This window comes from Symbiopectobacterium sp. RP, from assembly GCF_050472005.1.
Classification (GTDB): domain Bacteria; phylum Pseudomonadota; class Gammaproteobacteria; order Enterobacterales; family Enterobacteriaceae; genus Symbiopectobacterium.
On record NZ_JBGOGS010000001.1, the window covers coordinates 2,329,086 to 2,341,656 of the forward strand.

Below are 12,571 nucleotides of genomic sequence, written 5' to 3' on the forward strand. Positions count from 1 at the left end.
GATGGACGATTTCTACTCACCCGTAGCGGAATATTATGATCTGCTGGCCAGAGCACATTCAGAAGGCTATACCGTATTGCGGGAACGCCTTGCGGCCACCACGTTAAATGGTGAACCGATCCTGGATCTCGGGGCGGGAACCGGGCGCACGGTCGCAGCCATTGCCGATGGCGTGCCACAGTGTGACATTTTGGCAGTGGAACCGGCATCGGCCATGCGCGCCGTGTTGATGCACCGTGTTATCAACGATCCGCAGCTGCGTCAGCGCGTGACCGTGCTCGCAGAACCCGTGGATCAACTGCATCTGCCTGAAAAACTGGGCGCAGTGGTGGCCTATGGCGTATTGGGGCATCTGTGCCGGGAAAAGCGTCAGCAGCTGTGGCAGCTACTATTACCGCGCCTGTCGTCTGGCGCGCCGATTTTTCTTGAATTACTGCCTCTGGAAAAACCGATCGTGCTGCCCGCCTTTCCGCTCGCTTGTGAAACGGTAGGTAAACGGCATTACACCGCATCATTGCAAGGCGAACCGGGGCCAGACGATACTATGCCGCTGACGTCCTGCTGGACGGTACGCGGCGGGCCATGCCCGGCGCGGGTGATTCGTAATCAGAGCGTCTGGCACACATTTAGTCTGGCGGAACTTGCGCAGGAAGCGGGGTTGCGCGCAGAACGTCTCACCGCTCAGGCCGGGGTGCTTTATGCATAATAATGATACGCAGGATGCTCATCTGACCGATACCCGTTTGTACGATACCGATGCTCGGCGATTGTCGCCAACGCTTGCCTGGCCGCCGGACGTTGCCCAGCACTATCAGGATGTGGGCTACTGGCAAGCGGATACGCTATCCACCCATATTATCCGTTGGCAACAAGCCTACAGTGAACATATCGCCTTGATTGCCGAATGGCACGCTTGGCACTATTGGAAACTGATTGGTCAGGGCAGGCGTTTTGCCACTATGCTCAGTCAACATGGGGTCTCTCCCAGTGACACGGTGTTGGTGCAGCTGCCAAATGGCGCTGATTTCGCCGTTGCCCTGTTTGCTTTATTGCTGATTGGTGCTGTGCCGGTATTGTTCGTGCCGACACTGTGTACCAAAACGGTACTTCAGGTGTCGGCGCAGGCTGGCGCCCGATGTTACCTAGGGAGCGCTCGTCTTTGCCAGAGCGAAAACGATGCGTTGACTACACAACTGGCTCAATACGGGTGCCGTACACTTTTCAGTGGCAAAACGGATCGCTTTTGTTTTTGTCAGGAGACGATGATCGCTGTACCGTCGCCCGGGGATGAGGCGGGCAACATTGTGTTGCTGTTGCTGTCAGGCGGAACAACCGGCATACCGAAACTGATCCCGCGCACCCACGCCGATTATGCTTATAACTTTCACCGCTGTGCCGACCTGTGCGCGTTGAGTGAGCGGGATCGCTATTTGGCGGCTTTGCCGATGGCGCACAATTTTTCATTGGCGTGTCCCGGCGCGTTAGGGGTGTGGTCGCGCGGCGGTTGCGTGGTGGTTCCGGCCACGCCAGCACCGGAAGATGCTTTCGCAGCAATTGCCCGTTTTGGTATCACACTCACCACATTGGTGCCGTCGTTAAGCCAATGCTGGCTGGAAGCACTGGACAGTGAGCTTCCTGATTTACGGTCGCTGCGTCTGATTCAGGTGGGCGGTGCCAAACTGGATTCCATTCGGGCTGGCGAGATGCTGAATTGTTTCGGATGCCAATTACAACAAGTGTTTGGTATGGCGGAAGGGCCGATCACTGCGACTAGGCTGGACGATACGCCACACACCATCCTTACCACGCAGGGACGGCCGTTGTGTGAGGATGACGATATTCGCATTGTGGACCACGCTGGGGTTGCCGTTTCCCCCGGTAACACGGGTGAGCTATGGGTGCGCGGACCCTATACGATTCGAGGGTATTTCCGCTCTGGTCCTTCAGGTGGGCAGTCGTTCACGTCTGAGGAGTTTTACCGTAGCGGCGATCGGGTCCGACGTTTACCGGATGGCAATCTTTGCGTCGAAGGGCGCATCAAGGAAACTATCAACCGCCACGGTGAGTCCGTGGGGGTGAGGGATATAGAGGATGCGTTGCGCATGTATCCTGATGTGCGTGACGTGGCCGTTGTGGCTGGCTTGGATGAAACGGTGCATGCGGTGGTAGTCGCCAAACGTTCACTGCTGTTGGCGGATTTGTGTGCTTTTTTGGAACAACAGGGCGTGCCCACATCGCGATGGCCCGACACGTTGATCGTGGTAAAAGCATTGTCGCTTACCCCAATGGGAAAAATCAATAAACAGGCACTAACGGCGCGCATTCTCGGTCGTGTAAGGGAACAGGTAAAGGTAAAGGAACAACCATGATGGGATATCACAGTAGACGGCATCTGATTTTGCCTGAGGCTCAAACGCTGCCAGTTATCGCAGAACTGCTCAACCAATTGAAAGGGGAAGACCATTATGTCTACGAGCGTCAATCCTGCTGGTATCTCGCGTTAGGGCAACGAGCATCGTTAACCGTCGATGCCGCTGGCGAGCAGGCGACCACCATTACCGATAACGGCATCAATACTACACGCGTCAAGGGATCGCCTGCGGAGTATGCCCGTCGCTTTCAAGCGGCACATGGCGGTGAAAATCTGCGCATCTATGGCGAAGCGGGGTTTCACTATGCGCTTTGTGTGCAGGAACACGCATACAAACCGGGGCGCTGGCCGGTGTTGAACCTGATTGTTCCGCGTGATGAGCTGATTTTTTGCGATAACGGCGTCACCGTGTTAGCGGGGGATGCACTGCGTTGTCGGCAGTTGTCTGATTGGATATTGAGCGCCGTTGCCGTGGCGAAACGTCGAGGAGGGGATGCCCGACTGGCGCACGTTGCCGAACTCGCCTGCGATCAGGGCGATTACTGCCAGCGGGTATGCCAGGCGATTGAAGAAATTAACGATGCTCACTACAGCAAGGTGATCCTAGCGCGAGCCATGCCTCTGAAACAATCGGTGGATATGGCAGCAACGCTGCTGCGTGGACGCCAGGCCAATACGCCAGTGCGCACGTTTTTATTGCGGCAGGGAGAGCGGGAAGCCGTCGGTTTTTGTCCTGAGTTGGTGATGTCCGTCGAACAGGACAAGGTGAGTACCGACACGCTGGCGGGCACCAGCGTAAAGCATCAGGATGCCGCGCCGCCAAACGCATTGCTGAACCATTCCTTAAGCGACGACAAAGAGATTGTTGAGCACGTCATGTCAGTCAGAGCGGCGGTAGAGGAAATGCAAGGGCTGTGCCAGCCGGAGAGTGTAGTTATCAATGATTTAATGTCGGTACGGCAGCGCGGCAACGTGCAACACCTTGGATCGCGCGTTAGCGGTGAATTGGGCTTCGGGAAGGATGCGTGGGACGCTTTTGATGCTCTGTTTCCCGCGATAACCGCCACGGGCGTGCCGAAACGTGCCGCGCTGTCGGCAATTGCCCGACTTGAATCATCCCCACGAGAACTCTACTCCGGTGCCATACTCTGGTTAGACGGCAAAGCGCATTTTGAAGCGGCACTGGTGCTGCGCTCTGCGTTTCAGGATAGCCATCAGCGTTGGTTACAGGCTGGGGCTGGGGTGATTGCCCAGTCATCACCTATACGTGAATTCACTGAAACGCAGGAAAAGTTGGACAGTATTGCGCCTTATCTGGTCTTCCAGCAAAAAACGCGGTAAGGATGCAACATCGAGGGACTGGAGGAAGGGTTACATGTCATCAGTACAACACCTCTCATCGCTAAAACAATTAAGCGATTTGGCATGTCATTGGGACTATGAATGTGAAATGGTCGAGGCAGAAAGCCCGACCCATGAGGTCGCGTTAGAAGGTACGCTGCGGGACGTGACGTTGCCGTATGGGATCGATCTTTGCCTTAACGACATCACTACCCGCGAAGAAGATTATCGCAGTGCCACGCTTAAACAGTGCCTGACCATTCTGTTGACTCTGGACGGTGACACGCCAAATTATTATCTGGATGATGGCCGTATGCTGGTGATGGAACTTGGCGTGGCCAAAGTGATTGCCACTCGCAGCCCACTCCGCCTCTGGTGCCGCAATCCGCGCGGCCATCATAGCCGTAGTCTGGTTATTCAGGCGGCACCACGGCGTATTGTTGATGGTGAGTTGGCACAGCAGATTGAACGCTTGCTACAGCATGAAGGTATTTACAGTTTTATGGTTCCGCATCACACCCTGACGTTGGCTGACAGCCTGTTTACTCTGTGTGATAGTTGCGTGCCTGGACGTTTGCATATTCATAGCTGCGTGTTGGATCTGTTGGCGCAGGGTCTACGCGCTGTAGAACAGACGCCGTCCTTGATGCCTTACACCGTACCCTGTCGGGATACGGTGCGCATTCTAAAAGTCCGCGACAAACTGCTCGCCCAGTTGGATAACAATCACTGCCTGTGCGATTTGGCGCGTGAAGCCGGGATCAGCATCAGTGCGCTCAAAAGCAAATTTACTGCGGTGATGGGGCAATCCGTGTTCTCTTTCTTGCGGGAGCAGCGCCTGATGCGTGCGCGAAAAGGGTTGGAATCAGAAGGGTGGACAGTGAAACAGGCTGCTTATTATGTTGGCTATCAACATCCCAGCAATTTCTCTACCGCTTACCGTCGCAAGTTTGGTCGTTGCCCCCGTGATGCGCTCAACGCCTGATTCTGGCTCCCGTCACAACTATTTTGGCTTTTATCATAGTTAAGTTCGCTGGGGTGGCATCGGACCTCCCCCTACACTCTTCGCACCGAAAATAATTATCATTTCGTTTTTTTTGCTGCGTTGAGGGATGGACATGCTGAACAACAAGTACTCCTGTCACAAGCGAGTCATATACCCGCTGTGCGCGTGCGCAGGGTATATGGTGATGATGTATGGGGCAGTGGCAGCAATGCCAGCCGATACTGTGCAACCCGCTACGGCGTCGGAAGATGACAGCGGTGGGTGACTGCCCGCAAAATCAAAGAAGATCCCCAGCGTGTGCCGCTCAGTTTGAGCGTGTTTGACAAACAAACGCTCGAAGACCGCCGTGTCGATGATATAGCAAAGCGACTTAATTTTGATTACACCATATGGACTGAGAACAAAATCTCTGTATCGCAACCACTCTCTCTTTTTTTGCTTTTTGCTTGTGCCCATTTATGCTCAATGGGGTTAAGATCTGGCGAATATGTAGGCAAATACTCCACCATATACCCTGCATCGATGATGACTTGTTGAATATTATGTTTTTTGTGAAAAGTTGCATTGTCCATCACGATTATCCTGTTTTTAGGGAGTACAGGGATAGGGACTTGTGTGACCCAAGAATAGAAAACATCGCTGTTAATATTGATGGCTTTGTTGAATAATAGTGAGTCATGCTGTTTTGCCAGCCAATTTTGGTAGAAAATGCTTGTCACCTCAGGTTTACAGTTTTCTTATGAGGCCTAACTGCATGATTTTGCGTTGCGAGGATCTGTCGTTTCACCGGGGGTGCAGCATAAAATATGTTTATTCAACAAAGCCCGCTATTTGATTAATCCAACGCGATACAGAGGCAGGGCCAATCCGAAATTGCTTCGCTGTTTCTCGGATACTCAACCCTTCTTCTTCCCGTGTAGATATCACTTTACCTCTAAAATCAATTGAATAGCTCATTTAAATAATGTAATCAAAATTAAGTTTTTTAGCTATACAGTCAAGGTAAACAATGGGATAAACCGCATCCAGGAGCGATTTTGCCATTCAACAACCTGCTCCATAACGGCATCGGTGACCTTCGATACCAAGGCTGGTGAGACATCCGCGTCATACAGCTCTTTGAACGCAGCGGCAATTTCGCGGGTGGTCATCCCTTTGGCATACAACGATAAAATCTGGTTATCCATCCCGGTGAGCCGGGTCTGGTTCTTCTTCACCAGTTGCGGTTCAAAGGAAGCATCACGATCACGTGGTGTACGCAGTTCCAGCGGACCATCGCCGGTGGTAACAGTCTTTGTGAGTAGCCATTGCGCGTGTTAGTTCCAGATTTGGACTGGTGCTTCTCATGCCTGAGGTGATGGGTCATTTCAGCATTAAGGGCAGCTTCAACGCTGATCTTTTTCAGCAGGCGATCAAACTGGTTGAGAGCGTCAGGGGTTTTGAGATTTTTGGCCAGCTCGTTAGCCAGAGTCTGTAACTGTTTTTCGTCCATAAAGTAACCTGCTTTTGATGTTGGATTGAACATATCAAAACTAGGCAATTACACAATCTCGTGTACAGGCTCGACGACAACAAACGAGGGCGTAAAGAAAGCGCCCCAGCGCTGCTTGCCGGACTATCCATCCTGCTAAATACCTTGACGTTATTAGCAGACTATACCCCGGAAGAACTTGCCCACTTAGCTATGGTGGTTTTTAACCCTTTATGATGTGTAGATACCTATGCCTTTTAAGCCATAGGTATCTACACATCTTTTTGCAATATCTGCTATTACGTTGCTGCATGATCTCAACTTATCCATCGGCGGGATTGATGCCCGCCTTAACCGGCGTTATCAGCGTCTGGTTAAGCAACACATGACTCCCGCAGCACCATTGGCGTCAGCCGTTAAAGACCTTGCCTGTGCGCAGAAAAGAACATTCGCCACTACTCAGGCCGTTTGGCGTTTTTTTAATAATGAACGTATTAGCTTCAGTCAGCTCAATGAACCGATTATTTCGCTGGCTCTCCGGCAGGTTGCACTTAGCCCGAATCCATACGCTCTCGTCGTTCACGACTGATCTCATTTACAGTTTCGTACCCACAATGGGAAAGAAGAACGTTTGAAAATGACGCATGGTGGCGACGTCGGTTATGAACTACAAACCAGACTACTGCTTGATGCTGCAAATGGTTTACCAATAACGCCCCTGTCTCAAACTCTAACCGATAGGGCGGGTTGTCGTTCAACGCTAACCGAGGGCTTGTCTGAGAGTCTGAATCATATGGATGCTTTGACGGCTGATATCGCCCGCGTTGAGTCTCTTGATACCGGGAAGAAGTTAGTTCATCTCATTGACCGTGAAGGTGACTCTATCGGGCATATGCGCACATTAAGCTCCCAGGGAATATGTTGGCTTATCCGGGGAAAGGAAGGGCATCGGGCCGAGTGGGGCGGTGACACCCGTAAAATTGGTGAAATTGCAGACGATCTGCCATTTATCGCAAACGGACAGGTTGGCTGGAAAGGGAAAAAAGCCAATATGGAGATCGGGGAAACATCCGTGATCATAACGCGAACAGCAAAAGCGAAGCGGAAAGACAAGAACACCGGACGTCGAGTTAAAGTTCAGCCAGGCGTATAGCCAACCGACTTAAAAATGATTACAACAGATACCCTGATATGCGGCAAAAAAGCATAGCTGGCTGTTATCAAAATAATGTCGGTTGGCTATATTCGTAAAGCGGCGCTGAAACTGAAGGCGGGTGGCGTAGGCTACTATCCGAAAAGTAATTTCGTGCACATTGATACCGGGCCGACGCGGAGCTGGTGACCCTTAACGCTAATAGACCCCGTGGCCTGACCGTGTCATGATGGCGGTCACGTAAGGGGGCTTTTTCGTGAAGTGGAGTGCTATGAAATACAAGATTGTTCCCGTGACGGCGTTCAGCCAAAACTGTACGTTGTTATGGTGTGAGGAAACCCGCGACGCGGCGATTGTTGACCCCGGTGGCGAAGCGGAAAAAATCAAACGTGCCGTCGCGCAGTGCGACAACAAAGTATCGCAAATCCTGTTGACGCATGGACATCTCGATCACGTCGGTGCGGCTCAGCAACTGGCCGATCACTATCAGGTGCCGATTGTCGGCCCGCATCCTGCTGATGCTTTCTGGCTTGATGGTTTGCCCGCACAGAGCCGCATGTTTGGCCTGACAGAGTGTGCGCCGTTAACCCCGACGCGCTGGTTGCAAGAAGGGGATTCGGTGACGGTGGGCAACACTGAGCTGTCCGTGTTGCACTGTCCGGGACATACACCGGGCCATGTGGTGTTTATCGACAAGGTATCGCGTCTGGCGCAGGTGGGCGATGTGATCTTTGATGGCGGTGTAGGGCGCAGTGATTTCCCGCAGGGCGACCATCAGGCGTTGATTACGTCTATCCGCACCAAATTGTTCCCACTCGGGGACGATATCACCTTTATTCCTGGACACGGCCCGATGTCGACGCTGGGGCAGGAGCGTAAGACCAATCCTTTTGTGCATGATTAATGCACAGGCATCCCCCGACTAGCAGGGGATGCCTGACAACATATTACAGCACGGCCACAATGGCTTCGCACAGCGGAGCCATATTTTCTGGCGTCATACCTGCCACGTTAACCCGTCCAGAGTTCACCGCATAGACCGCAAACTCATCGCGTAGACGCAATACTTGATCTTTGGTCAGACCGCTGAACGAAAACATGCCATTCTGCTGAATGATAAAGGAGAAGTCCTGCGTCGCGCCTTTTTCCTGTAAGGTATTGACGAACAGATGACGCATGCGTTGAATGCGCTCGCGCATCGCCGTCAGTTCCTGTTCCCACAGGGTACGCAACGCCTCGTTGCCGAGGATGGTCGCCACCACCGCCGCACCGTGTGCCGGTGGGCTGGAGTAGTTGGCGCGGATGATGGATTTCACCTGGCTAAACGCTTTGTCTGCCACATCGGCATTGGCCGCGACCAAGGTGCAGGCACCGACACGTTCGTTATACAGGCCAAAGTTCTTCGAATAGGAGCTGGAGATCAGCAATTCCGGATGGGAAGCAGCGAAAATACGCAGACCCTCGGCATCCTCTTCCAGCCCGCGAGCAAAGCCCTGATAGGCAAAATCAAACAGCGGCAGCCAACCCCTCTGAGTGGACAAGTCAGCTAGCGCTTGCCACTGCTGCGCCGCAGGATCGATACCGGTCGGGTTATGGCAACAGCCGTGGAATAACACCACGTCGCCCGCCTGAACCACTTCGAGGCTTTTGACCATGCCATCAAAGTCCAGCGCGTGGTGAGCGGCATCGTAGTAGTGATAATCACACACTTCCAGCCCGGCAGCTTGGAACACGTTTTTATGGTTGGGCCAGCTTGGGTTACTCACCCAAATACGTTTAGCGGAGGTCTGGCTGGCGATAAACTCTGCGGCAATACGCAGGCCAGCGGTGCCACCCGGCGTCTGTGCGCTACGCGCACGCTTTTCACTGATAATCGCGCTTTGTTTGCCGAACAGTAGCTCTTGCGTACGCAGGGCGAACTCGGGCAGGCCATCGATCCCGAGATAGTTTTTGGTGGCTTCATTTTCCAGCAAAAATTGTTCTGCTTTTTTTACGCTGGCCAGCACCGGTGTCTTTCCGGTTTCATCTTTGTATACGCCGATACCCAGGTTGATTTTTTGTGGACGAGAGTCGGCGCGAAACAGATCGGCCAAGCCAAGAATCGGATCAGCGGCAGCGGCAGTAATATGTTCAAACATTGATGGCTATTCCATGACAGAGGTTGGGCAAGAACCTTCAGGTTACCGCTAGCCATAAGCTTTGCCAACCGTTTGCGATCAAAATGCAGGTGAAATAACAGGAAAAATTGTGGCGGGAGCGATAGCCATAAATGGCGCTAATACTCAGGTCGCAGAAAACAAAAAGACAGGGCACGAGGCCCTGTCTTTTTCGTTATCAGACTGCGTAATGCAGTGGTGATAAAACGAAATTAGAACTGATAAGTTACACCAACAGCAACTTTGTCGTCGTCATTAACGCCGTAAACGTTAGTGTCTTTGATCAGGTTGATGTCGTATTCACTGTATACGGAGAAGTTTTTGTTGAATGCGTAAGTTGCACCAACGCTCACGTATTTAGTGATGTAATCATTACGATTATTGGTGTTGTCTTGAGCTTTAGCCTGAACATAACCCAGAGACGGGGTCAAACCGAAGTCGAAGTTATATTGTGCAACAGCTTCGAAGATCTTGGTTTTGTCTGCAAAATCAGTCTTAGGTGTGCCTGCTCTCCTACCGTCAACATAGCTTGCATTACGCAGTTCAGAATAGATGGCTGCAACATAGATGTTGTTAGCATTATATTTCAGACCAGTACCCCAAGCTTCTGCTTTTTTGCCCTGGCCAGTCAGATCAGCACCACCAAAAGCATAGTTCTGCTCGTTGGTACGATTGATTGCAGCGTAGTTAGCAACAACGCCTACACCTACTGGAGATACGTATTCCAGAGAAGTACCCCAGCCGTCACCGTTCTGGCGAGACAATTTGCGACCATTGCCTTCGTTCAGAGTACCAGAGTTGTTAGCGCCTTGGTATTGCAAGCCGAAGTTCAAGCCGTCAACCAGACCAAAGAAATCTTTGTTACGGTAGGTCAGAACGCCAGTAGAACGGCCAGTCAGGAAGTTATCAGCGTTAGACTGGTCACCGCCCCACTCAGGCAGCACATCAGTGTAAGCGAGGGAGTCATATGCGATACCCATGTTACGACCGTAGTCGATAGTACCGAAATCAGTGATTTTCAGACCAGCAAAAGCATAACGTATTTTAACATCTTTACTTGAGTTGTAAGCACCTTCGGTATTATTAGCAGCAAATTCAGCTTCGTAACGGCCGTAGCCCGTTATATTGCTGTTGATCTGCGTTTCGCCTTTGAAACCCAGACGAGCATAGGATTTGTCACCATTTTTGGCGTGGTTGTCAGAGAAAAGATGCTTAGCAGTTACTTTACCGTACAGGTCCAGTTTGTTGCCGTCTTTGTTGTAAACTTCTGCTGCGTTTACTGCACCAGCAGCTAACAAAGCCGGGATTACTACTGCAAGAATATTGCGTTTCATCATTATTACCCTCATTGGTGTTTTAAGACCCCCGCCGCTGCCATTAACAATTCTCGAAAAAAGTAATAAAACTCTTACGGAACTATCACTGGAAGTTTGGTGTCCTACTGTGTCTGAACGCAGTGTTCCATTCACTCGCCCGTTAATCCACCCTTAAAATGATACTAAGTTCACAATCAAGTAACAAAAAGAAAGATTGTGTTTTAAATTGTAAATTTTAGAGAACGTTGTGAGCCTTATCTGAAAGAAAAAAAAGACCGCGAAATATTCGCGGCCTTTGTTCTAGTTATTTTTTTTACTTATGTTTAATGCGTATTTAGAAACTGGCGTTACGTGGAGTACGTGGGAAAGGGATCACATCGCGCACATTTTGTACAGCGGTAACATAGGCAATCAGACGTTCAAATCCGAGGCCAAAACCGGAGTGCGGAATGGTGCCGTAGCGACGCAGATCGCGATACCACCAGTAATCTTCTTTATTAAGCCCCATTTCTTCCAGACGGCTGTCCAACTGCGCCAGACGCTCTTCACGCTGAGAACCACCGATGATTTCACCGATGCCCGGTGCCAATACGTCCATGGCTGCGACGGTTTTGCCGTCTTCATTCATACGCATATAGAAAGCTTTGATGTCTTTCGGGTAGTTTTTTACCACCACCGGCGCTTTGAAGTGCTGCTCTGCCAAATAACGCTCATGTTCGGAGGCAAGATCTACGCCCCAGAACACCGGATTTTCGAAGGTATGTCCGCAATTAAGCAGGATCTCAATCGCATCGTTGTAATCCACCTGGGCGAAATCTGCACTGACGAAGTTTTCCAGACGGCTGATCGCTTCTTTATCTACACGCTTAGCAAAAAATGCCATGTCATCGGCACGCTCTTCGAGCACGGCTTTGAACACGTATTTCAACAGGCTTTCTGCCAGCGCTGCGGCATCGTCCAGAGTCGCAAAGGCCACTTCCGGCTCGATCATCCAGAATTCCGCCAGATGGCGGCTGGTATTAGAGTTTTCGGCACGGAACGTGGGGCCAAAGGTGTACACATTGGAAAGCGCACAAGCGTAGGTTTCACCGTTCAATTGGCCTGAAACGGTCAAGAAAGCCTCTTTGCCGAAGAAATCTTCACTGAAATCCACTTTGCCCGCATCGGTACGCGGCAAGTTTTCCAGATCCAGCGTGGAAACGCGGAACATCTCACCGGCACCTTCGGTATCCGACGCAGTGATAAGCGGCGTAGAGACCCAAAAATAACCGTTCTCATGGAAGAAGCGGTGAATGGCCTGGGCCAGCGTATGACGCACGCGTGCTACGGCACCGATCAGGTTAGTGCGCGGGCGCAGGTGCGCGACTTCACGCAGGTACTCAATGCTGTGACGTTTTGCCGCCATCGGGTAGGTATCTGGATCGTCCACCCAGCCCACCACTTCAACGGCGGTGGCTTGAATTTCGAAAGACTGACCTTCACCCGGCGACGCAACCACGGTACCCGTGACGATCATAGAGCAGCCAGTGGTCAATTTCAGAACGTCATTCTGGTAATTGGGAAGATTATTATTTACGACCGCCTGTAACGGATTAAAGCAGGAACCGTCATAGACGGCGATAAAGGAGATACCGGCTTTAGAATCTCTCCGGGTACGTACCCAGCCGCGCACGGTGACTTCACTGTCAACGGCGACACGGCCTTGCAGTACGTCGACTACAGGCACTACACTCATAAAATTCTCTCTTCTCAATGAA

General features: G+C 51.6%; 14 protein-coding genes and 2 pseudogenes. 9 read left to right on the forward strand and 7 right to left on the reverse strand.

Translation table 11 applies throughout. The annotated features are described in order from the left end of the window. Position 1: 1 nt before the first annotated feature. From ACD630_RS15405 to ACD630_RS15420, 4 genes are all read left to right on the forward strand, one after another. Positions 2-706 (forward strand): class I SAM-dependent methyltransferase, encoded by a 705-nt coding sequence (locus tag ACD630_RS15405; protein ID WP_430359570.1) that lies wholly within the window; start codon positions 2-4, stop codon positions 704-706. Then, positions 699-2,369 carry a (2,3-dihydroxybenzoyl)adenylate synthase gene (locus ACD630_RS15410; protein ID WP_430359571.1) on the forward strand — a complete coding sequence of 557 codons (1,671 nt, stop codon included), beginning with the start codon at positions 699-701 and terminating at the stop codon, positions 2,367-2,369. The genes ACD630_RS15405 and ACD630_RS15410 overlap by 8 nt, the downstream gene beginning before the upstream one ends. Continuing rightward, a complete protein-coding gene (locus ACD630_RS15415; RefSeq protein ID WP_430360080.1) occupies positions 2,369-3,712 on the forward strand; it encodes a salicylate synthase in 1,344 nt (447 codons plus the stop codon). Before ACD630_RS15410 ends, ACD630_RS15415 begins: the two co-directional genes overlap by 1 nt. Before the next feature lie 79 nt (positions 3,713-3,791). Then, positions 3,792-4,697 carry a helix-turn-helix transcriptional regulator gene (locus tag ACD630_RS15420; RefSeq protein ID WP_430359572.1) on the forward strand — a complete coding sequence of 302 codons (906 nt, stop codon included), beginning with the start codon at positions 3,792-3,794 and terminating at the stop codon, positions 4,695-4,697. A gap of 156 nt (positions 4,698-4,853) precedes the next feature. Here the strand turns inward: ACD630_RS15420 and ACD630_RS15425 are convergent, their stop codons facing one another. The 4 genes and pseudogenes from ACD630_RS15425 to ACD630_RS15440 all read right to left on the reverse strand — a co-directional run. Further along, complete coding sequence (locus ACD630_RS15425; protein WP_430359573.1) at positions 4,854-5,174, reverse strand: hypothetical protein; 321 nt, start codon at positions 5,172-5,174, stop codon at positions 4,854-4,856. Continuing rightward, on the reverse strand, positions 5,099-5,437 hold the full coding sequence (locus tag ACD630_RS15430; RefSeq protein ID WP_430359574.1) for a transposase: 339 nt from the start codon (positions 5,435-5,437) through the stop codon (positions 5,099-5,101). Before ACD630_RS15430 ends, ACD630_RS15425 begins: the two co-directional genes overlap by 76 nt. Positions 5,438-5,528: 91 nt before the next feature. Continuing rightward, entirely contained in the window at positions 5,529-5,675 is a 147-nt protein-coding gene (locus ACD630_RS15435) for an IS630 transposase-related protein (protein ID WP_430359575.1), read from the reverse strand. 12 nt (positions 5,676-5,687) lie between these two features. Then, positions 5,688-6,210, reverse strand: a pseudogene (locus tag ACD630_RS15440) (transposase); the annotation flags it as partial. A 60-nt stretch (positions 6,211-6,270) separates the two neighbouring features. On the opposite strand from ACD630_RS15440, the gene ACD630_RS15445 reads away from it, so the two are divergent. The 5 genes and pseudogenes from ACD630_RS15445 to ACD630_RS15465 all read left to right on the forward strand — a co-directional run bounded on the left by ACD630_RS15445 (position 6,271) and on the right by ACD630_RS15465 (position 8,246). Then, positions 6,271-6,426, forward strand: a complete 156-nt coding sequence (locus ACD630_RS15445; protein WP_430359576.1) for a hypothetical protein — start codon at positions 6,271-6,273, stop codon at positions 6,424-6,426. A 67-nt stretch (positions 6,427-6,493) separates the two neighbouring features. Next, entirely contained in the window at positions 6,494-6,778 is a 285-nt protein-coding gene (locus ACD630_RS15450; RefSeq protein ID WP_430359577.1) for a hypothetical protein, read from the forward strand. Positions 6,779-6,826: 48 nt separating this feature from the next. Then, positions 6,827-7,342 (forward strand): hypothetical protein, encoded by a 516-nt coding sequence (locus tag ACD630_RS15455; protein ID WP_430359578.1) that lies wholly within the window; start codon positions 6,827-6,829, stop codon positions 7,340-7,342. Positions 7,343-7,426: 84 nt separating this feature from the next. Further along, positions 7,427-7,531 (forward strand): annotated as a pseudogene (locus tag ACD630_RS15460) (YcbK family protein); the annotation flags it as partial. An 82-nt stretch (positions 7,532-7,613) separates the two neighbouring features. Beyond that, positions 7,614-8,246: an MBL fold metallo-hydrolase gene (locus tag ACD630_RS15465; protein ID WP_430359579.1), complete on the forward strand. Its 633-nt coding sequence runs from the start codon at positions 7,614-7,616 to the stop codon at positions 8,244-8,246. A gap of 43 nt (positions 8,247-8,289) precedes the next feature. On the opposite strand, the gene ACD630_RS15470 is transcribed toward ACD630_RS15465, so the two are convergent. The 3 genes from ACD630_RS15470 to asnS form a co-directional block, all read right to left on the reverse strand. Next, positions 8,290-9,480 (reverse strand): amino acid aminotransferase, encoded by a 1,191-nt coding sequence (locus ACD630_RS15470; RefSeq protein WP_430359580.1) that lies wholly within the window; start codon positions 9,478-9,480, stop codon positions 8,290-8,292. A 230-nt stretch (positions 9,481-9,710) separates the two neighbouring features. After that, the gene (locus ACD630_RS15475; protein WP_430359581.1) at positions 9,711-10,835 is read right to left on the reverse strand and encodes a porin; all 1,125 of its coding nucleotides are present in this window, start codon (positions 10,833-10,835) and stop codon (positions 9,711-9,713) included. 313 nt (positions 10,836-11,148) lie between these two features. After that, the gene (asnS, locus tag ACD630_RS15480; protein WP_430359582.1) at positions 11,149-12,549 is read right to left on the reverse strand and encodes an asparagine--tRNA ligase; all 1,401 of its coding nucleotides are present in this window, start codon (positions 12,547-12,549) and stop codon (positions 11,149-11,151) included. Positions 12,550-12,571 lie beyond the last annotated feature (22 nt).